The 23264-nt window shown below is 63.1% G+C and carries 26 protein-coding genes; 10 read left to right on the top strand and 16 right to left on the bottom strand.

What is annotated here, in order from left to right; genetic code table 11:
* Positions 1–85: 85 nt before the first annotated feature.
* The 4 genes from AC2FNL_RS04050 to lepA form a co-directional block, all read right to left on the bottom strand.
* Positions 86–538 (bottom strand): hypothetical protein, encoded by a 453-nt coding sequence (locus AC2FNL_RS04050; protein WP_093962693.1) that lies wholly within the window; start codon positions 536–538, stop codon positions 86–88.
* A gap of 123 nt (positions 539–661) precedes the next feature.
* Positions 662–976, bottom strand: coding sequence for a hypothetical protein (locus AC2FNL_RS04045; protein ID WP_496832572.1), 315 nt, complete (start codon positions 974–976; stop codon positions 662–664).
* A gap of 277 nt (positions 977–1253) precedes the next feature.
* Positions 1254–1862, bottom strand: a complete 609-nt coding sequence (locus tag AC2FNL_RS04040) for a GIY-YIG nuclease family protein (protein WP_496832570.1) — start codon at positions 1860–1862, stop codon at positions 1254–1256.
* 106 nt (positions 1863–1968) lie between these two features.
* Positions 1969–3768: a translation elongation factor 4 gene (lepA, locus tag AC2FNL_RS04035; RefSeq protein WP_496832568.1), complete on the bottom strand. Its 1800-nt coding sequence runs from the start codon at positions 3766–3768 to the stop codon at positions 1969–1971.
* A gap of 345 nt (positions 3769–4113) precedes the next feature.
* Between lepA and AC2FNL_RS04030 the strand changes: the two genes are divergently transcribed.
* Entirely contained in the window at positions 4114–4425 is a 312-nt protein-coding gene (locus AC2FNL_RS04030) for a hypothetical protein (RefSeq protein WP_496832566.1), read from the top strand.
* Between the two features lie 67 nt (positions 4426–4492).
* Entirely contained in the window at positions 4493–5455 is a 963-nt protein-coding gene (locus AC2FNL_RS04025; RefSeq protein WP_093962697.1) for a LysR family transcriptional regulator, read from the top strand.
* Here the strand turns inward: AC2FNL_RS04025 and AC2FNL_RS04020 are convergent.
* On the bottom strand, positions 5452–5895 hold the full coding sequence (locus tag AC2FNL_RS04020; RefSeq protein WP_496832564.1) for a low molecular weight protein-tyrosine-phosphatase: 444 nt from the start codon (positions 5893–5895) through the stop codon (positions 5452–5454). The two genes, AC2FNL_RS04025 and AC2FNL_RS04020, sit on opposite strands and share 4 nt — an antisense overlap.
* A 27-nt stretch (positions 5896–5922) precedes the next feature.
* On the opposite strand from AC2FNL_RS04020, the gene AC2FNL_RS04015 reads away from it, so the two are divergent.
* Together AC2FNL_RS04015 and AC2FNL_RS04010 are read left to right on the top strand one after the other, a co-directional pair.
* Positions 5923–6618, top strand: a complete 696-nt coding sequence (locus AC2FNL_RS04015; protein WP_496832562.1) for an NAD-dependent deacylase — start codon at positions 5923–5925, stop codon at positions 6616–6618.
* A gap of 52 nt (positions 6619–6670) precedes the next feature.
* Positions 6671–7279: an HdeD family acid-resistance protein gene (locus AC2FNL_RS04010; protein ID WP_496832560.1), complete on the top strand. Its 609-nt coding sequence runs from the start codon at positions 6671–6673 to the stop codon at positions 7277–7279.
* A gap of 101 nt (positions 7280–7380) precedes the next feature.
* Here the strand turns inward: AC2FNL_RS04010 and AC2FNL_RS04005 are convergent, their stop codons facing one another.
* Together AC2FNL_RS04005 and AC2FNL_RS04000 are read right to left on the bottom strand one after the other, a co-directional pair.
* Entirely contained in the window at positions 7381–7854 is a 474-nt protein-coding gene (locus tag AC2FNL_RS04005; protein ID WP_496832558.1) for a copper chaperone PCu(A)C, read from the bottom strand.
* A 43-nt stretch (positions 7855–7897) separates the two neighbouring features.
* On the bottom strand, positions 7898–8248 hold the full coding sequence (locus AC2FNL_RS04000; RefSeq protein WP_496832556.1) for a hypothetical protein: 351 nt from the start codon (positions 8246–8248) through the stop codon (positions 7898–7900).
* A gap of 456 nt (positions 8249–8704) precedes the next feature.
* On the opposite strand from AC2FNL_RS04000, the gene AC2FNL_RS03995 reads away from it, so the two are divergent.
* Positions 8705–9190, top strand: coding sequence for a GNAT family N-acetyltransferase (locus AC2FNL_RS03995; RefSeq protein WP_093962703.1), 486 nt, complete (start codon positions 8705–8707; stop codon positions 9188–9190).
* A 69-nt stretch (positions 9191–9259) separates the two neighbouring features.
* Here AC2FNL_RS03995 and rpmB read toward each other — a convergent pair whose 3' ends face one another.
* The 3 genes from rpmB to meaB form a co-directional block, all read right to left on the bottom strand.
* Positions 9260–9547: a 50S ribosomal protein L28 gene (gene rpmB / locus AC2FNL_RS03990; RefSeq protein WP_039532366.1), complete on the bottom strand. Its 288-nt coding sequence runs from the start codon at positions 9545–9547 to the stop codon at positions 9260–9262.
* A 171-nt stretch (positions 9548–9718) separates the two neighbouring features.
* Positions 9719–10855: a Hint domain-containing protein gene (locus AC2FNL_RS03985; RefSeq protein ID WP_496832553.1), complete on the bottom strand. Its 1137-nt coding sequence runs from the start codon at positions 10853–10855 to the stop codon at positions 9719–9721.
* A gap of 156 nt (positions 10856–11011) precedes the next feature.
* Positions 11012–11989, bottom strand: coding sequence for a methylmalonyl Co-A mutase-associated GTPase MeaB (meaB, locus tag AC2FNL_RS03980; protein ID WP_496832551.1), 978 nt, complete (start codon positions 11987–11989; stop codon positions 11012–11014).
* A 126-nt stretch (positions 11990–12115) separates the two neighbouring features.
* On the opposite strand from meaB, the gene hrpB reads away from it, so the two are divergent.
* Positions 12116–14566: an ATP-dependent helicase HrpB gene (hrpB, locus tag AC2FNL_RS03975; RefSeq protein ID WP_496832549.1), complete on the top strand. Its 2451-nt coding sequence runs from the start codon at positions 12116–12118 to the stop codon at positions 14564–14566.
* 70 nt (positions 14567–14636) lie between these two features.
* The gene (locus tag AC2FNL_RS03970; protein WP_093962707.1) at positions 14637–15092 is read left to right on the top strand and encodes an NUDIX hydrolase; all 456 of its coding nucleotides are present in this window, start codon (positions 14637–14639) and stop codon (positions 15090–15092) included.
* Here the strand turns inward: AC2FNL_RS03970 and AC2FNL_RS03965 are convergent.
* The 3 genes from AC2FNL_RS03965 to AC2FNL_RS03955 all read right to left on the bottom strand — a co-directional run bounded on the left by AC2FNL_RS03965 (position 15089) and on the right by AC2FNL_RS03955 (position 18070).
* Positions 15089–16084: a 2-dehydropantoate 2-reductase gene (locus AC2FNL_RS03965; protein WP_093962708.1), complete on the bottom strand. Its 996-nt coding sequence runs from the start codon at positions 16082–16084 to the stop codon at positions 15089–15091. The genes AC2FNL_RS03970 and AC2FNL_RS03965 overlap by 4 nt on opposite strands.
* Before the next feature lie 78 nt (positions 16085–16162).
* Complete coding sequence (locus AC2FNL_RS03960) at positions 16163–17125, bottom strand: pirin family protein (protein ID WP_496832546.1); 963 nt, start codon at positions 17123–17125, stop codon at positions 16163–16165.
* 102 nt (positions 17126–17227) lie between these two features.
* On the bottom strand, positions 17228–18070 hold the full coding sequence (locus tag AC2FNL_RS03955) for a phytanoyl-CoA dioxygenase family protein (protein ID WP_496832544.1): 843 nt from the start codon (positions 18068–18070) through the stop codon (positions 17228–17230).
* A 205-nt stretch (positions 18071–18275) separates the two neighbouring features.
* Between AC2FNL_RS03955 and AC2FNL_RS03950 the strand changes: the two genes are divergently transcribed.
* Positions 18276–18764 carry a twin-arginine translocation pathway signal gene (locus AC2FNL_RS03950; RefSeq protein WP_496832542.1) on the top strand — a complete coding sequence of 163 codons (489 nt, stop codon included), beginning with the start codon at positions 18276–18278 and terminating at the stop codon, positions 18762–18764.
* Positions 18765–18769: 5 nt separating this feature from the next.
* Positions 18770–19375: a ferric reductase-like transmembrane domain-containing protein gene (locus AC2FNL_RS03945; protein WP_496832540.1), complete on the top strand. Its 606-nt coding sequence runs from the start codon at positions 18770–18772 to the stop codon at positions 19373–19375.
* A gap of 14 nt (positions 19376–19389) precedes the next feature.
* Here AC2FNL_RS03945 and AC2FNL_RS03940 read toward each other — a convergent pair whose 3' ends face one another.
* The 3 genes from AC2FNL_RS03940 to AC2FNL_RS03930 all read right to left on the bottom strand — a co-directional run bounded on the left by AC2FNL_RS03940 (position 19390) and on the right by AC2FNL_RS03930 (position 21970).
* Positions 19390–19734, bottom strand: coding sequence for a 5-carboxymethyl-2-hydroxymuconate Delta-isomerase (locus tag AC2FNL_RS03940; protein WP_496832538.1), 345 nt, complete (start codon positions 19732–19734; stop codon positions 19390–19392).
* A gap of 57 nt (positions 19735–19791) precedes the next feature.
* On the bottom strand, positions 19792–20718 hold the full coding sequence (argF, locus tag AC2FNL_RS03935; RefSeq protein ID WP_093963032.1) for an ornithine carbamoyltransferase: 927 nt from the start codon (positions 20716–20718) through the stop codon (positions 19792–19794).
* Between the two features lie 64 nt (positions 20719–20782).
* A complete protein-coding gene (locus tag AC2FNL_RS03930) occupies positions 20783–21970 on the bottom strand; it encodes an aspartate aminotransferase family protein (protein ID WP_170587624.1) in 1188 nt (395 codons plus the stop codon).
* Positions 21971–22276: 306 nt separating this feature from the next.
* Here AC2FNL_RS03930 and AC2FNL_RS03925 point away from each other — a divergent pair, with 306 nt between their 5' ends.
* Positions 22277–23161 (top strand): DMT family transporter, encoded by an 885-nt coding sequence (locus AC2FNL_RS03925; protein ID WP_496832535.1) that lies wholly within the window; start codon positions 22277–22279, stop codon positions 23159–23161.
* Positions 23162–23264: the final 103 nt, after the last annotated feature.

The raw sequence follows: 23264 nt of genomic DNA, 5'->3' as shown, positions 1-23264 counted from the left end.
CGGACGAGGCAACCTACTACTCTCCGTCTCCCGCAAAATCGGGCAACGGCAACTACCCCCTACAACCGCCTGGGCCGGAAACGCTTCAGTTCACCTGTCGTTCCAGAACCGTGCTGTAGGTGGTTCCGGTCCGCAGGCTACGGAAATCCGCATAGATCTTGCCGTCCTCGTACCGCGCATCGATCAGCGCATTGACGCCCGAGGTCGGATCAGCAGCGGTTTCGACAATGCCGATCTTGCCCGAGCCATCCTGGCTGATCGAGCCGGTGGCCTCATACATCGTCCAGTCATCCATGGCGTTGCGTCGCCACATGCTTGGCCCCCAGAACACGTTTTCGTGCTGCGCCTGGATCTCGAGCACCCATTCCGAGGTGTTGAACCGCGGCGCGGTGGCGGTGTTGGCGTTCGAGGGCGACACCGTAGTCTGGCTGGCCGTCCACGTGCCGCGCAGGTCGGGCATGGCATCGGCGAGGGCGGCAGAGCCCATGGTCAATGTCGCGGCCACGGCGGCGGCGCCGGCGGTCATGTATCTGGTCATGGGCTTTCTCCCTTTGATCGGCGGGCCTTGCTGGCCTGCTGAACAGATTGGGAGGGCGCGCGGCCGTTACAACTTACCTTAGGGAAACTTCATGAAGGGTTCATGCGGCGCTCACCGACGGGCTCAGGCCCAGGCCAGCGCGGTGCCCGCGATGACAAGGGCGATGCCCAGCCCCTCGCGGTAGGAAAAGGACTCGCCGAACAGAAAGAAAGAGGCGATGGCGATCAGCACGACCTCGGCCCCCAGAATGCCGGTATAGATGATGCCCAGCCGTTCGTCGCGCAGCGCGGCGAGTTCCAGCGTGGCGGCAGCCAGCAAAGTGGCGACGATCAGCAGCCCCAGCCCGGGGCCGGGAAGTTTCCACCAGAACTTCATCGAGATCATGGCCACGGAATAGAGACCCGCCGATCCAAGCGCGATGATGGGGATCATGGACATGGGGCCTCCGCCATTGGTTTCCGTTGGGTCAAACTTAGCAGGTGCGGGTTGGTGGGGCTGTGAAGTGGGTCACTTTATGAGGCGAGGCACGTTTTGGAAACTGGCCGGTGGGCCGTTTCAATGCCGAACGGGCGAAGTCCTGGGCCGTTACGTGCCGTCCGTTTTGCCGGAGGCAAACCTTCGGTTTGACAAGTATGGGTCATGCCGGAGACTTGAACCTAGGTTAAAGCAGGCCGACGGCGCCGCCGGTCGTAAACAACACCATTAGGGCAACAAGTTATTCCGTTGGGTAATAGGATTGTGAGGGTGGTCCGTAGGTCCGGTCATAGCGAGCCTGAATCAACTCTCCGTCTTTGTGAAAAGCGCCTGAGGCAGGCAGCTCAGGAAAACGCCGACGAATAATAATTCGTGCTTGGCTTAGAGACATTAATTCACCGCGGTAGCTGACCGTTCTGCCGTCAACAATGGTGACAAACTCGCCGGTTTCACCAGCGAAAAACTTGTCGCCGACAGAGTACCCCATTTCCAACCAATTTTGGACTGGGCGCCGAAATGCGGCCTCGTTTGCCAATTCAAGCTTCTTCTGTACCTCATGCGTTATGTCGCGCAGGCCAAAAGATCTCAGAACCTCAATCGCTTTTTCTGCCGAAATTTTGAAAAACTCTCTTGATGGATTTACGCGAACACTCGAAAATTTGGCATGCATCTTGGATTCGATTTCGATCGCGTGCCCGACCTCCCATGCCGCCTCACATTGAAAAGGTTCCGGGACACCAGTAGAGAACAGTTCTGCCATTCGCGAAATCGGGTCGTCTCTTCGAGTCAGGCCAATTTTCACCAAACCTGGCATTGACGGGTTTGTCAGCACATAGACAATTTCTGCCATATTGAACCTACGGTTTAAATCGGGATTTTCCTTCAACCGTGCCAGCTTGATACAGTAGATTTCGGGTCAATAGCAGCCTCGCGGTGTGGCCATGCACATGGCTGGATCAAGAATCCATCTTCAACGCCGAAATAAACGCTTCCTGCGGGATATCCACCTTCCCGAACTGGCGCATCTTCTTCTTGCCGGCCTTCTGCTTTTCCAGCAGTTTCCGTTTCCGCGTGGCGTCGCCGCCGTAACATTTCGCGGTCACGTCCTTGCGGAGGGCCGAGAGGGTCTCGCGCGCGATGACCTTGCCGCCGATGGCCGCCTGGATCGGGATCTTGAACATGTGGCGCGGGATCAACTCTTTCAGCTTTTCGCACATGGCGCGGCCGCGGGTCTCGGCGCGGTCGCGGTGGACCATGACCGACAGCGCGTCCACGGGCTCGTCATTCACCAGGATCGACATCTTGACCAGGCTGTCCTCGCGGTAGCCGGTCATCTGGTAGTCGAAGCTGGCATAGCCCTTGGTCACCGATTTCAGGCGGTCGTAGAAGTCGAAGACGACCTCGTTCAGCGGCAGGTCATAGACGACCATCGCGCGGCTGCCCGCATAGGTCAGGTCCATCTGGATGCCGCGGCGGTCCTGGCAGAGTTTCAGCACGTCGCCCAGGTATTCGTCGGGCACAAGGATGGTGGCCTTGATGCGCGGTTCTTCCAGGTGGTCGACCTTGGACATGTCGGGCATGTCGGCGGGGTTGTGCAGCTCGATCATATCGCCGTCTTTCATGTAGACGTGATAGATCACCGACGGCGCGGTGGTGATGAGCTCGATATCGTATTCGCGTTCGATGCGGTCGCGGATGACCTCGAGGTGCAGCAGCCCAAGGAAGCCGCAGCGGAAGCCAAAGCCCAGCGCGGCCGAGGTTTCCATCTCGTAGGAGAAGCTGGCGTCGTTCAGGGCCAGTTTCTCGATCGCGTCGCGCAGGTCTTCGAATTCGGCGCTGTCCACGGGGAACAGGCCGCAGAAAACCACCGGCTGCGCGGGTTTGAAGCCCGGCAGAGCGGTTTCGGCACCGTTGCGGTCATTGGTGATGGTGTCGCCCACACGGGTGTCGCGCACCTGCTTGATCGAGGCGGTGAGGAAGCCGATCTCACCCGGGCCGAGTTGGTCGACCATCTGCATCTCGGGGCGGAACACGCCGACGCGGTCGACATGGTGCAGGGTGCCGTTCGACATGAACTTGACCCGCATGCCCTTTTTCAGAACGCCGTCCATGATGCGGACCAGAACGATCACACCCAGATAGGCGTCGTACCAGCTGTCCACCAGCATCGCCTTGAGCGGCGCGTCGCGCTCGCCCTTGGGCGCGGGCAGATGGTTCACGATCGCCTCGAGCGTCTCATGGATCCCTTGTCCCGTCTTGGCCGAGACGCGGATAGCGTCGGTGGCGTCGATGCCGATCACGTCCTCGATCTGCTCGGCAACGCGGTCGCAGTCCGAGGCCGGAAGGTCGATCTTGTTCAGCACCGGCACGATCTCGTGGTCGGCGTCGATGGCCTGATACACGTTGGCCAGCGTCTGCGCCTCGACCCCTTGCGTCGAGTCCACCACCAGCAGCGAGCCTTCGACCGCGCGCATGGACCGTGAGACTTCATAGGCGAAGTCCACGTGGCCGGGAGTGTCGATCAGGTTCAGCACGTACTTTTCGCCATTGTCGGCGGTATAGTCGATGCGGACCGTGTTGGCCTTGATGGTGATGCCGCGCTCGCGCTCGATATCCATGCTGTCGAGCAGCTGTTCCTTCATGTCGCGATCCTGCACAGTCCCGGTCTCCTGGATGAGCCGGTCGGCAAGGGTGGATTTGCCATGGTCGATATGCGCGACGATGGAGAAATTGCGGATATGAGCGAGGTCTGTCATAGCGTCGGGATATGGTTCGAAATCGGGCGCTGGTCAAGGTGAGACAGCACGGCGAACACCCCATATTTCAGCGCGATGAAGCCACGACGCTGCGGTTGGCTTCGTTCCAGGGCCTCAGCTGTGTCGAGGCGGCCGTGCACAGAACGAACTCGGCCGCGTTACACCGCCCAAAACGGGGTGCGAAGGGCATGCCACGGCCGACCATAGTGCCAACCGCGGCACTTTCGACTCAGGTAGGGAGTTTCTGAAAGCAAATTGTTGAACGGTAGGAAAACTTGGACGATACTGCGCCGCAAGCCGAGAGGGACACAAGACTCCTCCGGGCAGGCAAAACGAGGCATGAGCATGAAACAGTTCCTCATAATCGCGCTATGCGCCACGTCGCTGACCACTTTGGCCCCGGCCATGACCGAAGCGGCGCAGATCAAACGTGCATGTTTGGCGTCCGACCGCTCGGCTGCGACACGTGACAGGTGCAGGTGCATCCAGCGGGTGGCCGATCAGGCTTTGACCAACAAAGATCAGAAAACCGTGGCCAAGTGGTTCACCGACCCGCATCAGGCCCAAGAGCTGAAGATGTCGAAATCCGCTCGCGATGACGCGCTGTGGGAGCGGTATCAGAACTTTGGCCGCATGGCGCAGGCGATCTGCAGCTGACGCTGACCGCGATCCTTGACCTGACCCGCCCTGCGCCGCAGTAATGGCGCAGTGAAAGGGAAATCATATGGTGACGAAAGGGTTGACCCTGCGCGGTCTCGAAGTGTTCGAGGCCTTGGCGCGGACCGGTTCGGTGGCACAGGCTGCCGAGATTACCGGACTCAGCCAGCCATCGGTCAGCCAGCAGTTGCGCAATCTCGAGAATGCTCTGGGCACGGACCTGGTGGATCACGGGCGCAGACCCATGCGCCTGACCCAAGCCGGGCGCAGCTTTCTGGCGCGGGCCGAATCCGTACTAGCCGAGTTGCAGATCGCCCAAAGCGAGCTGTCCGTCATGGACCTGGGTCACCTGAGCACTCTTTCGATCGGCCTGATCGACGATTTCGACAATGACCTGACCCCGCGCCTTGCCACGTTGCTGGCCGACAGCCTGACCCGTTCCAAGTTCAAACTCATAACCCTCCCCAGCCTCGAAATTTTCGAGGCGCTGGCTTCGCAACGCCTGCATTTGGCGGTCTCGGCCCATAGCGGCGAGGTGCTGGAAGGCGTGGTGGAGTACCCTTTGGTACAGGATCCTTTCATTCTGGTCGCGCCGAAGGGCGGTGTGACCAACGGGGGCGTAGAGGCCGCTTTGCAGGCCCTGCCCTTTCTGCGCTATGCGCGAGAACAGTTGATCAGCCGGCAAATCGAAAGCCACCTGGCGCGGCAACAGCTTCAGTTCGAAGAGCGGTTCGAGATCGGGTCGCACTTGGCACTGATGGCGATGGTGGCGCGTGGCCTTGGCTGGGCGATCACCACGCCGTTGGGATATATGCGGGCGGCCCGTTTCCACGAAGGCATGGATGTCTATCCGGCTCCGTTCGGAGAGTTCTCGCGCACTATTTCCCTCTTCACTCGGTCTGACTGGTCAGATCAGGTTCCGCGCGAAGTCGCGGGCATGACGCGCCGTTTGATGCAAAGCCAGATGATCGAACCAGCGCTTTCCCGCCTGCCCTGGTTGTCCGGTCAGTTGAAGGTGATCGGCGGCTAGCCGTCCAGATATGCCACCAACCCGTCCACGGCGGCTTCGATGAGGTCCAGCGCCCCGTCGAAATCGCGGGTATAGTAGGGGTCGGGCACATGATCGGCGCCGGTTTGAGGCGCAAATTCGGTCAACAAGTGCACGGGTGTATGATTGCCGGTCGGGCGCAAAGCCTCGATCTTGGCGAGATTTTCGCTGTCCATACCGATGATCAGGTCAAACCTGTCGAAATCAGACACCGCAAACTGGCGCGCGCGCAGATCGCTCAGTTCCAGCCCTCGGTTGCGAGCCGCGTGTTGCATCGGCGCATAGGGTGGATCCCCGACATGCCAATCGGACGTTCCGGCACTGTCGCAAGAATGATGGGGCACCCTGACACGAAAAACGCCTTCGGCAGCAGGGGAACGGCAGATGTTGCCGAGACAAACAAACAGGATACGCTGTGACATGGCTCGGGTTTAGCGTGTGGAGGGCGAATGGAAAAGATCGTGATTTTGACCGGAGCCGGGATTTCGGCGGAAAGCGGATTGGGCACCTTTCGCGATGAAGGCGGATTGTGGGCCCAGCACCGGATCGAGGACGTGGCGACACCCGAAGGTTTTGCCCGAAACCCTGCCCTTGTTCATGGCTTCTACAACGCGCGCCGGATGCAGGCGGGTGGTGCCGACCCAAATGCAGCCCACACAGCACTTGCCCGGCTTCAGCGCGACTGGCCGGGAGAAGTGGTGATCGTAACGCAGAACGTGGACAGCCTGCACGAAGCCGGAGGTGCGACCGGGGTTATCCACATGCACGGCATACTGTCCGGCGCGCTGTGCGCCTCCTGCGGGCATCGCTGGACGGCGCCAGCGGAAATGTCCGTGGGCGAACCGTGCCCCGCCTGCCGCGCGGCAACCGCCCGACCCGACATCGTTTGGTTCGGCGAAATGCCTTACCACATGGATCAGATTTACGACCATCTGGCACAGGCCGGGATATTCGCCGCCATCGGAACCTCTGGCCAGGTCTACCCGGCTGCGGCCTTCGTGCACGAAGCCATAGCTGCGGGCGCACAGACGGTCGAATTGAACCTCAAGCCTTCGGTTGGTGCATCCAGCTTCGATCAGACGCTGCTTGGCCCCGCCACCCAGATCGTGCCACGCTGGGTCGATGACTTGCTGGGCCGCAGGTGACTCGGGTCATCCCGCTGGTCTAAGCTGAAGGAACCTGAACCAGGAGAAACAGATGACCGAGCCTGAAGCCCCCCGTGGCGAAATCGTTGACGACGAAGGCATCGACAGCCGCGAAGCGCTGGGCGACACCCTCGCGGATCTGTGGTGGACGTTCCTACTGCGAGGATTGCTTGCGGGGGCCGTTGGCATTGCCGCGCTGTTCTGGCCAATCGGCAGCATCGCTCTGTTGCTGCGGCTGGTAGGAGTGCTGCTGATCCTCGATGGCGGCCTGACCCTGCTTGGCTTCGGGCGGCGCGGACTGATCGGAGGCGCGGGTATCGGGGCGGTCTTGATTGGGCTGGTCCTTTTGATCTGGCCGGAAGGCACAGCACGTCTGACGTTCTTCCTACTGGGCGCCTGGGCGCTGATCATCGGGATCGGGTCGTTGATTTCGCTGGGCCAGATGCATCAGCTGGACCCAGAACGCGCGACCGTTCGGAACTCGGGCATCGTGGCCCTTATCATCGGGCTGGTGCTGATCTTCTGGCCCGGAAGCGGCGTCGTCGCACTGGGCTGGGCAATCGCGTTCTCCGCGTTGGCCTTTGCTGGCGTCATGCTGTTCATGGCCGCACGCTTCAAACGGGCCGGAGAACGAGTTTCGATGCGCGTGGTCAACAAGTGAAGAACAACGCTGATCGGCAGGCGAAACGCGAACAGGCCGGGGCATGACCCGGCCTGACGCATGGATGACGGCCGCATCGCGGCCCGAAGACAGGCGTGCCGTCAGTTCGAGTGCTTCATATGCCCGTGGCCGTCTTTCCGCTCAAGGTCCACGGGAATCTCGACAACGACCTCACCGGCCTGCTCAAAAACCAAAGTGACGGGTATGGTTGCGCCCTGCTCAAACGGCTGCTTGAGCCCCATGAACATCACATGGTCTCCGCCCCGCTGCAGCATATGCGCCTCGCCGGCGGGGATCGCAAAACCCTCCTCGACTTCCATCATCTTGGCCACGCCGTTGTCGTCGATCTTGTGCGTATGCAGCTCGACCCGTGCAGCGATATCTGATTTGACAGCAACGAGTTGATCATCGCTGTCGCCTGAATTGCGGATCATCATGAAGGCCGCACCAGCCTTGGCATTGGCCCCAGAGGATCGGGCGTAGGCATCCTCGACCGAGATCACACTTTCCGCATGGGCGGCGGTGGACATGATTGCAGCGACGAAAATAGCGGGCAGGAGTGTTTTGAAGGGCATCTCGCCTCTCCTTTTTGACTGTCTGATTGTGTTGCGAAGGGTCTCAGACAGAGGCCGGCGGCGCGCGCGCCGGTCGCTGCGGGATAGGAGCCGCAACTAGGCTGTCGGAACGCAACGGTATGTCAGACTTTGCCCGCTCGGGCCCTTTCGGTACCGGCGGCGGGGCATCCAGAACCGCACCTAGCAAGTTGAGCGCATAGTCGGGACAGAAATGAGGTGGTTTGGTGGGCTGGCCGTGCTCGTCCATATAGACGACCACAGGACCGTTCCCGGTGCAAAGCACCATTTGACCGACCGCTGCATTCAATCCCCGTGACGCCGCAAAACCCTGGCCTGTCAGAACCAGCATCAGCGACAGCAGCAACGGCAACACGAGGCGATAGGATCGGGTCATCTTGGCAAAGGTTTAGGCCCGATCGAAAACGGACTTCAAGTGCCTTCGTGAACGCTGAGACAGTTTGGCGCGAACCAAGAAAAAAGGGCCGGCCTGACTGGCCGACCCCTGAATTTGCTTTGATCGTGACCTTCAAAGATTTCCGCGATCATCCGAACCAGTGTTGAGACCGGTATGCAGCCGGTTCACCCGCCGCTGCATTCGCGCACAGCTGGAAAATGAGCCGACCAGAAGAGTCGAAAGGAAGGAAATAATAATTGAAGTATTCGCAGACATTACCACACTCCGCCATAGAATAACCGCATACATAAAACAGATTCAAAACCCTGTATGTGAACAATGTCACGTAGTCGCGTCCCTCTGCCTTCCGCACCGAGACCGCGCACGGCACCAGCCCAACGGCAAAGTGATCCGGATGGTCTGGATTGGGCGGAAATTCAAGCGTAGATCGCGGTCATGCCACTCAAAGCGCACACAGAAATTCAGTTCCTCAGGCTGCCACAGATTGAGCCGACTGAAATCGCACGGCACATGTCTGATCCCCGCGTTGCTCGGCATCTGCCTTTGCTGACGGGGTCCTGGGACATCGCAATGGCGCGGGCGTTCATAGGCGCAAAAGAGGCCTGTTGGGAACGCGACGGGCTTGGGCACTGGGCGATCACGTCCGGCGGTTGCTATGTCGGCTGGGGCGGCTTCCAGCGTGAAGGCAGTGAATGGGATTTCGGTCTGGTCCTGACGGCGGACGCATTCGGTCTGGGCACGCGCATCACCCGCAAGGCCATCGCATTCGCCCGAGCCGATGAACGCATTCCTTATGTCACTTTTCTGCTTCCACCGTCCCGTCGCAATCTCTCTGCGCTACGGCGTATCGGCGCGCATTGTGTCGGTCCGGTGACCTATTCCGGCGCGCGGTTCCTGAAATACAGGCTTGAGACAGGTTGAGGACCCACAAACAAACGAAAAGCCCCTGCACCAACGGGTACAGGGGCCACGAAACAGTCTTTGGGAAAATCAGGCCGAGGCTTGCGCCTTGGCGATTTCCTTTTTCACTTTCAGCGCGTTGGCGGACAGCTCTTCGTCCTTGGCTTTCGCCAAGAACGCGTCCAGACCACCACGGTGATCGACCGAGCGCAGCGCGGCGGCCGAGATGCGCAGCTTGACGCCACGACCCAGAGTTTCCGACTGCAGGGTCACGTCGTTCAGGTTGGGCAGAAAACGACGACGAGTTCTGTTTTTGGCGTGGCTGACATTGTTGCCAGTCATCGGGCCTTTTCCGGTCAGTTCGCAACGGCGCGACATGGTTTCTTCCTTTGTTTCTGGAGGCCGGGCATAAATCCGCAGCCAAATCACAAGGGGCACAACCCGAAGTCGCGCCCGAAAACTGGTTGGATGCGTTTAGTGGGAATCGCCGGAAGGGTCAAGACAGCAGCTGCGAAATCTTTCCGGGCCAATTAATGGTCCTGAAACGGCTCAGGCATCAACAAGCAAAGGCCTGTGATTTTTTAGGTGACGAGCAATCAGACGGGTCTGCTGTTGGTTTATCGGGATCAACCTTGCGGGTTCGGATTCGTGGTTCTCATCAGCCAGTTCCGGAAAAATCGCAAGGATTTCAGTCCTTGCCGCGGGTCCCAGAGATTTCAGCGCCTCAGGGCCGGTATACAGGCTTTCGGTCGGCGCGGATTCGGCAAACAGGATCTCGTGCCGATCGAACAGCAGATGGAAGTACTCGATGCTGTCGACAGTGCAATCTACAAAGATCCCCGGCAGCGCCGTCAGCTTGATCGCGGGAATCAGAACTTGATACTGGCCGAACATGCGTTGCGCGATGCGAGAACCGACCATCATACGGTGCTGGCGGGAAACCAACAGGTCCCGCGTGGGCAGCCCTGCCCCCAAAGCCCCGGCGCAAATACGGACGGGGCGCAGTTTCGGGTTGGCCCTCAGATCAATCGCGTCAAACCTGCGCCGACCGATCCAGCGGATGGATTGGTTGCCATTCTCGGCCGTACAGATCAGGTCACCGGTGCGCAGGTCTTGCACCTGTACCGGACCGCGGGCAGTCAGAACGTTCGTGCCAGCGGTAAAACACGGAACGCCGGATCCGTTTTCAAATGCGGAATAGGTGACCGTGATGCCCGACGGCAGGGTGAAACTGCCGCTGGTCAACGAATAGCTGGTGCCGGCGGACACGGTGAATGTCCCGAATGAGCTGTCGTTAACCACAGTTCCTGCAGGCAGATTCAGCGTGTCGGTACCACTTCCACCGCGCACATCGCCGGACACGCTGGTGCCACGGAAGTTCAGAACATCATTTCCGCCGCCCAGGCGGATATTGCCAATGACCGAGCCTTGCAGCGTGACCGTGTCGTCGTCTGATCCGGCCCTTACCTGACCGCCGATCGTGCTGCCGATCACCGTGATCGTATCGATACCAGCATTTCCACGGACACTGCCAGAGATGGTACTGTTGGTGACAGTGATAATGTCGTTCCCGCCGCGCGCGCGGATATCATCGATCGGCGTACCCTGAGGGGTGCCGTTCAGCGTACCGTTGTCATTGGTGACATCGATATCGTCGTCGCCGTTTGTCCCAAAGATATCGGGCATAAGAGGCGGGTCCTGTTTCTCCGCTTGGTCACGGCCAGCCAGCTGTGCCCCGGTTTTTCTATGTGCTGGGCGCCACAAGCAAGGATTTCACCTGCACTCAGGCTACAGAACTCTTGGGCGTTGCGCCAAGTTTTCCTGTCCGCGCGGGCAATGGTGTTACCCGGATGCAAGAGTCCTCAGCATCCGCTCGGCCGCCACCGAGGGGCTAAGCCGCCCCGCCCCGACCTCGGCGCCCAGCCGGTCCATCTCGGACCGGGCCAGCGGGGTCTCCAGCTTGGCGAGCAGCGCGTGGCGCACCTCCTGGTCGAACCAGTAGCGGGCCTGTTCGGCGCGGTTGGCCTCCCAATGGCCGTTCTTTTTGCGCCAATCGGCCAGGGCCTGCATCTCGGCCCAGGCCTGGTCCAGGCCGTGTTCCTCGACCGCCGAGACTGTCATCGCCTTGGGAAAGCCCTCGGGGTCCTGCGGGCGTTTGCGCAGCAGGCGCAGCGCCCCGGCGTAGTCGGCGCAGGTGCGGGTGGCGGTGGCTATCAGGTCACCGTCGGCCTTGTTCACAAGGATCATGTCGGCCATCTCCATGATGCCGCGCTTGACGCCCTGCAGCTCGTCGCCGCCGGCCGGCGCCAGCAGCAGCAGGAACAGGTCGGACATTTCCGATACCACGGTCTCCGACTGGCCCACGCCCACCGTTTCGATCAGAACCACGTCGAACTCGGCCGCCTCGCACAGGGCGATGGCCTCGCGCGTACGGCGGGCGACGCCGCCCAGATGGCTCTGGCTGGGCGAGGGGCGGATGAAGGCGTTCGGCTCGCGGCTGAGGCGTTCCATCCGGGTCTTGTCGCCCAGGATCGAGCCGCCCGACCGGGCCGAGCTGGGATCGACCGCAAGAACCGCCACCCGCAGCCCCTGCCCGATCAGCATCATGCCGAAACTCTCGATGAAGGTTGATTTGCCCACCCCCGGCGTTCCCGACAGGCCGATGCGCAGAGCCTGCCGCCCGGCGCCTGACAGCGCGTCGAGCAGCTGTGCCGTCTGGGCGCGGTGATCGGCGCGGGTGCTTTCGACAAGGGTGATCGCGCGGGCCAACGCCCGGCGGTCGCCCTTGAGGATCCTGGCGGCAAGCTCGGCTGTGGTCATGGGCGGGGTCCTTCGTCGAAATCTGCCCTAGATGACGGGGATGGGCCGGGTTTGTCCAGTACCGCTACGCGCGGGATTTGACGCAGGCGTTCTGGACCTTGGCCGGAGCTTTGGCGATAAGGCGGCATGACCCGTCTACCGATCGACGATGCCCTGCCCGACCTGATCGCCGCGCTGCGCGCGCGCGGCCGCGCCGTGCTGCAGGCTCCGCCCGGCGCCGGCAAGACCACGCGCGTGCCGCTGGCTATGCGCGACGCCGGCCTGTGCGACGGGCGGATCGTGATGCTGGAACCGCGGCGGCTGGCTGCCCGCGCCGCTGCCGAACGCATGGCCGAGACACTGGGCGAACGTGCGGGCGAGACCGTCGGCTATCGCGTGCGGGGCGAGGCGAAAGTGTCGAAAGCCACCCAGATCGAGGTGGTGACCGAAGGCATCCTGACCCGGATGCTGCAATCCGAACCCGACCTGCCCGGTGTGGGTGCGGTGATCTTCGACGAATTCCACGAACGCTCTTTGAACGCCGATCTGGGGCTGGCCCTGTGCCTTGAGGTCGCCGGTGCGCTGCGCGACGACCTGATCCTGCTGGCGATGTCGGCCACGCTGGATGCCAATCCGGTGGCCCGGTTGATGGACGCGCCGCTGGTGACATCCGAGGGGCGCAGTTTTCCGGTTCAGACCCGCTGGCTGGACCGCCCGCTGGGCCCGCAGGCGCGGCGGCTGGACGCGTTGGTCGACCTGGTGGTTCAGGCCGAGCGCGAGACCCGCGCCACCGGCGGCGGCATTCTGGTGTTCCTGCCGGGCGAGGGCGAGATCCGCCGGGCCGAGGCCGCGCTGGCCGGCCGGCTGCCCGGCGATTGCGCGATCCGGCCGCTGTTCGGCGCCCTGCCCTTCGCCGCCCAGCGCGCCGCCCTTGCGCCGGCCGAGGCCGGGCGCAAGGTGGTGCTGGCCACCTCGATCGCCGAGACCTCGCTGACCATTCCGGACATCCGGGTGGTGGTGGACATGGGTCAGGCCCGCCGCGCGCGGTTCGATCCGGGCTCGGGCATGTCGCGGCTGGTGACCGAGCGCGTCACCCGCGCCGAGGCGACCCAGCGCGCGGGCCGCGCGGGCCGCGTGGCCGAAGGGCTATGCTATCGCCTGTGGTCGAAGGGTGAGGAAGGCGCCCTACCCGCCTTTCCACCCGCCGAGATCGAGGCCGCCGACCTGACCGGACTTGCGCTGGAACTGGCCCTGTGGGGGGCCGAGCCACAGGATCTGGCCTTTCTGACACCGCCGCCCGAGGGGGCGCTGGCCGAGGCGCGCGCGCTGCTGCGGATGCTGGGCGCGCTGGACGGCAAGGGCCGGATCACCGAACATGGCTGCACACTGGCTGGTCTGCCGCTGCATCCGCGGCTGGGGCACATGCTGGTCACGGCAGGCGCGCAGGCCGCCCCGCTTGCCGCGCTGATGGCCGAGCGCGACCCGCTGAAGGGCGCGCCGGTTGACCTGTCGCTGCGGCTCGAGGCGCTGCGCGATCCGCGCACTTATCAGCGCAACCGGGTCTGGCCCGCTAATCCCGGTGTTCTGGACCGAATCCGGTCTGAGGCGAAACGGCTGCGCGGCCAGATCAAGACCGAAGGCGACCCGCTGAGCCCGGCGGCGATGGCCGCGCTGGCCTATCCCGACCGGGTCGGCCAGCGGCGCAAGGGCGACGCGCCGCGCTATGTGCTGTCGGGCGGCAAGGGTGTGGTGATGGACCCCGGCGATCCGCTGGCCGCGGCGCCGTATCTGGTGGCCATCGATACTTACGGCAACCCGCGCGAGGCCCGGCTGCGCATGGCCGCGCAGATCACCGAGGCCGAGATCCGCGCGCTGTTCGCCGACCAGATCGAATGGGTTGAGACCTGCGCCTGGTCGAAACGGGACCGCCGGGTGGTGGCCCGGCGGCAGGAACGGTTCGGTGCGCTGGTGCTGGATGACCGCATCTGGAAGGACGTGCCCGACGAGTCCGTGGCCCGCGCGATGCTGGACGGCGTGCGCGATCTGGGCTTGCGGCTGGAGGGCAAAGCGGCGCGACTGGCAGCGCGGGTCGAGCTGGTGCGGGCGGCGGGCGTCGACCTGCCTGATTTCTCGGACAGCGGGCTGATGGACACGCTTGAGGATTGGCTGCTGCCGATGCTGACGGGCGTGCGCAGTGCCGAGGATTGGAAGCGGTTCGACCTGCTGCCCGCCCTTCAGGCGCGGCTGAGTTGGGACCAGATGCAGGAACTGGACCGCCGCGCGCCCCCGGCCTTCGTCACGCCGCTGGGGCGCAAAGTCCCGATCGACTATGGCAAGGCGGTGCCCGAAATCGCCGTTCGCCTTCAGGAGATGTTCGGGGTCACGCGGCACCCGATGGTGGGCGGCGAGCCGCTGAAGATCACCCTTCTGTCCCCCGCGCAACGCCCGATCCAGATCACCCGCGACCTGCCGGGGTTCTGGGCCGGGTCCTATGCCGATGTGCGCAAGGACATGCGCGCGCAATATCCCAAGCACCCCTGGCCCGAGGACCCGACCCAGGCCGACCCGACCCTGCGGGCCAAACGCAGGGGTGCTTGAATACCGTCTGTCAGATTGATATCTCTCGCCGTCTGGAAGGCAGAACAACAAAAAACGGCAGGCACCCGCAATGACATGGCTGCACAAATTCTGGGAGGGGGTTCTGAAACCCCTATTTCAGCGTCCGCGCCTCGTGCAGTTCGCGGCTCTGTGTACCCGTGGCGATGGCCCCGATACGCAGGTGCTGCTGGTTACCAGCCGTGACACCGGGCGGTGGATCATCCCCAAGGGCTGGCCGATTGACGGGCTGAACGGGGCCGAGGCGGCAGCGCAGGAGGCTTGGGAAGAGGCCGGCGTGCGCAAAGCCGAGGTCGATCCAGAGCCGGTCGGCAGCTACTGCTACGGCAAGGTCCGCAAAAGCGGCGCGATCGATCCGGTCTGCACCACGGTCTATCGGCTGCGGGTGACCGACCTGGCCGATGAGTTTCCCGAAATTCACGAACGCACCCGCGAGTGGGTCTCGCCGCAAGAGGCGTCTGAACGCGTCCACGAACCAGAGCTGAAAAAGCTGCTGTTGCGGATCTAACCGCCGGGACCGTGCAGCCCTGCGCGGATCTGATCAGGAGACAGCGGACCCGTCTCGCCCTGCGTGATCAGCGCTGCCACCCGGTCGCAGATAGGGGTCGGTGTGCCGGTTTCGCGGCCCAGACGGATGATCTCGCCCTGCAGGCTGTCGATTTCGGTCGGGCGGCCGGCATCCAGATCATAGGCCATCGAGGTCCGCGCGGCGGGGTCAATCGTCAGCATCCGCGCCGCGATGCGCGAAAACAGCGGCGTGGGCAGGCGCAGGATATGCGGCGTCATCCAGGCCGGCAGCGGCGTGGTCGAGGCCACGGGGCGTCCGGAGGCGGCCAGAACCGCCAGCGCCTCGGCCATCTGATCGGCCATCAGACGGCGCCAGTCGCGGTTCAAAAGCTGGTCGCGCAGGGTCAGGCCCGACAGCGCGTTCAGCGCATTGTTGAGGTTGATGACCAGCTTGCCCCATTGCACCGCCTCGATCCCGTCGGTTTCGGTGACGGGCAGATCGGGCAAGGACAGGCGGCGGGCCAGCGCGCCGGGTCCGGACTGGATCACGATGTCGCCGGATGTCGCGCGATGCCAGGTGGCCGGACCGGCAGGCACCACGTTGAACGGCACCATCCCGGCGCGCACGTCCCGCCCGGGCAGCGCGGTACGCAGAGTGCGGGCGTTTTCCATTCCGTTCTGCCACGAAATGACCGGGGCCGCGGCCGGGGCGTGCGCGGCGATCAGGCGGGCCATCTCGGCGGTGGCGCCGGTTTTCACCGCGACCAGGACCAGATCGGCGTTGGACAGGCAGGCAGGATCTTCAGACAGGGTCAGACGGTCGGCGGGGATCGTTTTGCGCATGCCGGAATAGTCGGTGACGGTCAGCACGTTCTGCCGCATCGGGTCCAGCACCCGCGCCCGGCCCAGCAGCGTGACCTCGTGACCGGCATCGGCCAGTACCCCCCCACAATAGCATCCGATGCTGCCCGCGCCAGCGATCACGAGTTTCATGCCGTCCCCTTCCCGTTTGCCACCAAGGATCGCCGGGATCGCGCGGGTGGGCAAGCCGGGCGGGCGCTGACGTCGCGTTCAGCGCGCGCGCCGGGGCTTGGTGCGTTCCAGCTCCGGGGTGATCGGAATGAACTCGTCCTCGTCCCCCGGCGGCAGGTGGAAGGCGCCGTTGGCCCAATCGGCGGATTTCCATTCGCGGATCGCGGTTTCGATCTTGTCCTTCGAAGACGAGACGAAGTTCCACCAGATATACCGATCCTCATTCATGGTGGCCCCGCCCAGCAGCATCAGCCGCGCACCCGCCGGCCCGGCGGTCACCGACAGGCGGTCACCCGGGCGGAAGACCATCATGCGGCCTTCCTCAAACCGGTCACCTGCGATCTCGACCGAGCCCTGAGTGACGTAGACGCCCCGATCCTCGTGATCGTCGGGCAACGGGAAGGCGGTGCCGGGGTCCAGTTGCACGTCCAGATAGAAGGTTTCCGACAGCATCGTGACCGGACTGGTTTCCCCATAGGCCGAGCCGAGGATCAGCCGGGCGCTGACACCGGCATCCTGAATATGCGGCAGTGCGGTCTGCTTGTGATGTTCGAAATCGGGGGCCATGTCTTCGTGCGCTTCGGGCAGCGCAATCCAGGTCTGGATACCGAACAGGCTGTGCCGCTTGGCGCGGGTTTCGGCGCTGGTGCGTTCGGAATGGGTAACGCCGCGGCCCGCGACCATCCAGTTGACCTCACCGGGATAGATCATCTGATGGGTGCCGAGGCTGTCGCGATGTTCAAATTCGCCTTGGTACAGGTAGGTGACCGTGCCCAGCCCGATATGCGGATGCGGGCGTACGTCGATGCCGCCATCGGTGATGAACTCGGCCGGTCCCATCTGGTCGAAGAAGATGAAGGGCCCCACCAACTGGCGCTTGACCGAGGGCAGCGCGCGCCGCACCTCGAACCCGCCCAGATCGCGGGCGCGCGGGATGATCAGGGTTTCCAGCGCCGCACCTTCGGTGACGCATTCGGGGCTGTGGGTGGGGTTCCAGCTCATGTCGGCCTCCAATCCGGTGCGGCGGGATGTTCACTCCTGTCAATCTAGCGCAAAATACCGGCGGACAAAGTGCATCTGCGCACAGAAAGGCTGCGGCCCGGATCAGCCCTGTGCACGGGGCCAGAGCTGCGGGAAAAACGGGCCGGCGATCCGGTCGCCCTCGGCATAGCCGGCGGCCCCGAATTGCGCCCGTTCCTCCTTGGCCCAATCGCCGCGATACCGGATCACCCCGTCCGGCCCGGTCATGCGCAGGGTGAAGCGGCGCACGGTTTCCGTGGGCGTGACCGAGGACAGCCCCCCGTGCAGCGTGCGCATGTCGAAATAGATGCAGTCGCCCAGATCCATATCCCATTGCAGCAGGTCATAGGTGCCGGGGTCGGCATTCACGTCCGGTGGCGGGTGATAGGTGCGGCCTGCAACCTGCGTGGGTTCATAGCTGGGGTGCCCGTCGGCGAACCGCACCCGCATGAACAGCTTGTCCCACAGGTGCGAGCCGCGCACGAAGGCGATCCCGTTGTCCTTGCTGACCGGTTCAAGCGGTAGCCACAGCACGCACATCGAGCCTTCGAAATCGAAATAGGACAGGTCCTGATGGAATGGCGGGCGCGAGGTCGATCCGGCCTCGCGCAGGAACCAGTTGTCCATCACCAGATTGATCGACGCGGCGCCCAGCAATTCGGAAGCGATTGGCGCACAGGGCGAGTTGCGAACGAATTCCTCGAACTGGGGGATCTTGCTCCAGGCCCAGTAGTCCTCGAGATAGGCCGGCGCGTCCGGGTCCTTGGTGTGGCGGGTGAAGTTCTCGGTCGGGGCCCGCAGATCGGCGTCGATGCCCGCGCGCAGCAACTCGAGCCAGTCGGCGCTGAATTTCTGGCGCAGCACCACCGCACCATCGCGGCGGAAGGCGGAGATTTCATCCTTGGTCAGCAGGCTGGCATCTGTCATCGGCTCCCCCCTTGGTGACGCAGGGAAAAGGATCGCACCCGAATGGCGCAGGCGTCAAAGACTTTTGCGGCCCCGGTACGTTTCACGCGCTTTTGTCCGCAGGTCGGCCGGATTTTGCCCGGAACGCTCGGAATGAACCGCGATCGTGCTATTCTTCCACAGTGGCGGTTGGAACAGCTGCCGGGTCAGCACAGGAGAGGTTTCGATGCCCGGAGATTCACTGAACCGAAGAACCCTTTTGGTGACCGGCACCGCGCTGGTGGCCACGGCCGGCAGCGGGCTGATCCTGCCCGCGCGGGCCAGTGGGTTGGCGCCGACCCCGTCGATGCGCGGCGGATCGAACAACTACCGCCCGGGCGCGCCGATCGTCGACCGGATCGGCGGCGGCGGCTTCTGGATGACCGGCACAGTACGGCGGGCCGGCGACGGCGCGCCCCTGCCCGGTCAGCGCATCCAGGTCTGGGCGCACACAACCGAAGGCCACGAGCGCGACCCGCAAAGCCACGGTGCCACCCTGACCGATGCGAACGGAGAATTCCGGCTGGAGATGCCGCAGATCGTGCCGGCCTTTGGTCAGCCGCACGGACATCTGGCCTATGACAGCGGCGAATTCGAGACCGTTTTCCTGCGGCCGATCATGTCCAGTGCGCGCGACAAGACCCTCGCCGCGCATTTCGTTCTGCAACCGGTCTGAACCACGTGCCGCGCCCGGGCGTCCTTGCGGTCTGGCTGGCGCTGATCGCGGCCATCGCGGTGCCCGTGGTGGTGGCGGGGTTCAGCCCGTATCTGGCCTGGCGCAGCCCGATCTATATCGCTGCAGGCTTCGCCGGGATCATCGGGTTGGGATTGCTGCTGATACAGCCGCTGCTGGCTGCGCGCGTGTTGCCGGGACTGACCGCGATGAACAACCGTATAGTGCACCGCTGGGTCGGGATCACCCTGACAGCCATGATTGTCCTACATGTGGGCGGACTGTGGATCACCAGCCCCCCGGATGTGGTGGATGCCCTGCTGTTCCGGTCCCCTACCCCCTTTTCTGCCTGGGGCGTGGTGGCCATGTGGGCAGCGTTCGCCGCCGTGGCACTGGCCGCACTGCGCAGCCGGCTGGTTTGGCGGTTCCGCCTTTGGCGTTTGGCCCATGCCAGTCTTGCGCTGGTGACCATTCTGGGCACCGTCGTACATGCCCTGCTGATCGAGGGCGCAATGGAAACCGTCACCAAGGCCGCATTGTGTGGGCTTGTATTGTTCGCCTGCGTCGGGGCCTTGATCAGATTGCAGGTCTGGGACGTGAAACCGCGGGGCTAGGCGACGGGCGCACGTCAGGTCGCCAGGCGCTTGGCATAAGTGGCGCGGTTCATCTCTACATCCCGCACGGTGATGCTGCCGACCGCCGGCGCAGCGGCGGCCAGAACATCCAGAATGATCGCGTTCAGCTCGGCTCGCGTCCGTTCATCCCGTCCCTGCATCAGCAACAGTGAGGCATGGATGAAGGTCTGCGGCTCGGTCCCGATGAAGGAATACGGGATCGACATCGCGCGGATTTTCAGCGTTGGTGCGTCAAATTCCTCATGCACGTCGAGGACCGTATAGAGTTCTTCGCATATGGCTTGAAAATCGTGCGATTGCTCAAGCCCGGCGGAAAATTCCAGAACGACGTGCGGCATGGGAGCCTCCAAGAATGAAAGAGAACCAGAGGCTCCCATTGAATTTCTGAGGGGGCGTCAGACCCCTAAACACCAACGCATCACCGCCTTCTGTGCGTGCAGGCGGTTTTCGGCCTCGTCAAAGATCACCGAGTTCGGCCCGTCCATAACTTCGGAGGTCGCTTCCTCCTCGCGGTGGGCGGGCAGGCAGTGCATGAACAGGGCGTCGGGCTTGGCATGGGCCATCAGTTCGGCGTTGACCTGATAGGGCCGCAGCAGGTTGTGCCGACGCTCTTTCGCGGATTGGGAATCGTGCATCGAAACCCAGGTGTCGGCCACAACCAGATCAGCGCCGTCGACGGCCTTGTACGGGTCGCGTTCGACCACGATCTTCGAGCCCTTCTGGCGGGCGAAGCCCATGAACTCTTCCTCGGGGTCGAACTGGGCGGGGCCGGTAAAGGTCAGGTCAAAACCGAACTGACCCGCCGCATGCAGGAACGAGGCGCAGACATTGTTGCCGTCACCCGTCCAGACCACCTTTTTTCCGGCGATGGGGCCGCGGTGTTCCTCGTAGGTCAGCACGTCGGCCATTATCTGGCAGGGATGGGTGCGGTCGGTCAGGCCGTTGATCACCGGCACGTCCGAGTATTCGGCCATCTCGGTCAGGATGGTTTCGTCGAATGTGCGGATCATGATCATGTCGACATAGCGCGACAGCACGCGGGCGGTGTCAGCGATGGTTTCGCCATGGCCCAGCTGCATGTCCTTGCCCGACAGCACCATGGTCTGACCGCCCATCTGGCGCACGCCCACATCGAACGAAACGCGGGTCCGGGTCGAGGGTTTTTCGAAGATCAGCGCAACCATGCGGCCGGCCAGCGGCTGTTCATCGTCGGGTGCGGCCTTGGGACGGCCCAACCGGGCCTGCTTCATAGCGCCGGCCTGGTCGATCATCGACCGCAGCGCGGCGGCGTCGGTTTTGTGGATATCAAGGAAATGGTTCATGTCGGTTCACTTTTTTCACTGTCGGTTGCCGGAGAGCCTCCGGCGCATTCGGGAATAGGGGGCGTCAGGCCGAGGCGAGTTGGCCTTGAACCTGCTGGGCGGCTTTCTCGAGACGGATCTGGGCCTGGGCGATGTCATCCTCGGTCAGGGTCAGCGGCGGCAGCAGGCGAATCACGTTGTCGGCCGCGGGCACTGTGATGACTTCGTTGTCATAACCGGCCGCGACCACGTCGGCGTTGGGCGCCTTGCATTTCAGGCCCAGCATCAGGCCAGATCCGCGGACCTCTTCGAAAACGTCGGGGTGATCGGCGACTAGGCCCTCGAGCTTTTGGCGCAGCAGTCCCGCCTTGCGGTTGACGCCGTCCAGGAAGGCCGGGGTTGCCACATGGTCCAGGACCGCGCAGCCCACTGCGCAGCCCAGCGGGTTGCCGCCATAGGTCGACCCATGGGTGCCCGCGGTCATGCCGCTGGCGGCCGCTTCGGTGGCCAGCACCGCACCCAGAGGAAAGCCCCCGCCGATGCCCTTGGCCACCATCATGATGTCGGGCGTAATGCCCGCCCATTCGTGGGCGAAGAGTTTCCCGGTCCGGCCGACGCCGCACTGCACCTCGTCGAGGATCAGCAGCAGCCCGTTGTCGTCGCAGATCTGGCGCAGAGCCTTGAGCTCGACATCGGGGACGGGGCGGATGCCGCCCTCGCCTTGGATCGGCTCGATCATGATCGCGGCGGTCTTGTCGCTGATCGCGTTGGTCACACCGTCCAGATCGCCGAATGCGACATGCACGAACCCGGGTAGAAGCGGGCCGAACCCCTTGGTCATCTTCTCGGACCCGGCAGCGGCGATGCCCGCCGATGAGCGCCCGTGGAATGACCCATCAAACGTGATGATCTCTACCCGCTCGGGTTGCCCCTGATCGTAGAAGTATTTGCGGGCCATCTTGACCGCCAATTCGCAGGACTCGGTTCCGGAATTGGTGAAGAACACCGTGTCGGCAAAGGTCAGATCCACCAGCTTGTCGGCCAGCGCCTGCTGCTGCGGAATATGGTACAGGTTCGAAACATGCCACAGCGCGTGCGCCTGTTCGGTCAAGGCGCCGACCAGTGCCGGGTGTGCATGGCCCAGCGCATTCACCGCGATACCCGCGCCCAGATCAAGGAAACGTCGGCCGTCCGCCTCGGTCAGCCAGGCGCCCTCGCCCTTCACGAAGGTCAGCGGAGCACGATTGTAGGTCGGCAGAACGGACGGGATCATCGGATCATCCTTTTTGGAAAACTTGAACCCAGTGACTGAAACACTGAGACAGGGTTCGTCAACAGATTTGGTGAGAGATGCGCGGATTTGGTTCGCGCGCACAGGATCAAACGGGCCGGTTACGCAATGATGCGTCGACGTCGGAGCGGCAGGATATGCACGAGTTTGATCATGGGCGCCCGTATAGCGGGGCAAGCCCAGTGTGGAAAGGCAAAATGCGTCCGCCCATGGATTTTTTGCGGGCGCGGGTCGGACCCCTTGCAATTCGGGCTTGTCATTTCTCTTACGCTGGCGCACCGATGGCCCATGTTCTCACCACAAGCCCACAACCCTGCCCTGGCAGCCGTGCTTATCTTCTGCGCCAGCGCTTTCATCGCGGGCACGACATTGCTGGCCAAAGCTCTGGGCACCGAGACACTGGGCCCGCCCCTGCACCCGATGCAGATCAGCCATGGCCGGTTCCTGTTCGCATTTGTGGTCATCGTGGCAGCGGTTGGCGTTCTGCGTCCCCAACTCCGGCATCCGCATTGGGGTCTGCATATCGGACGCACCAGTTTCGGGTGGACTGGCATTACTCTGATGTTCGCGTCGGTCGCCTATATCCCAATAGCCGATGCCACGGCGATATCGTTTCTGAACCCTGTTTTCGCGATGGTTCTGGCCATTCCTCTGCTGAAAGAGACCGTGGGGCCTTGGCGCTGGCTCGCTGCGGCGGTCGCTTTGACTGGGGCGATCATCCTGCTGCGTCCCACACCCGACAGCTTTCAACCTGCGGCCCTGCTGGCCTTGGCGGCGGCGGCGGTGATCGGGATGGAACTGATCTTCATCAAAAAGCTGTCCGGCCGCGAGAGCCCCATCCAGATCCTGCTCATCAACAATGCCATGGGCTTGACGATTGCCAGCATTGCGGTCGCAACCGTCTGGCAGCCACCATCGCCCGCTCAGTGGGCGGCTTTGGCCGGCATTGGTTTTCTGATGGCTTGCGCGCAGGCCTGCTTCGTCAATGGAATGGCCCGGGCAGATGCCTCGTTCGTAGCGCCAATCAGCTATGCAACGCTGATATTCGCAGCGCTTTATGACTATGGGGTGTTCCGGGTCGTTCCGGATTGGGTCAGTCTGCTGGGCTCAGGGGTCATTCTGACCGGAGCGCTGATCCTTGTCTGGCGCGAGGCCCGGGCCAGACGCCGCTAGGATTTTTTTCTACGGCCTTGTCCGCAGGCGACCCCGATGTCGCAAACTCTCATGAAACCGACACCGCATGACGCACCCTGAACGCGGTTGGTTAGAGAGATTG

This window comes from Ruegeria sp. CRTD044 (genome assembly GCF_059613485.1).
Note: the sequence above shows the minus strand (reverse complement) of the source record. Positions and strands in the feature narration are given on the sequence as shown.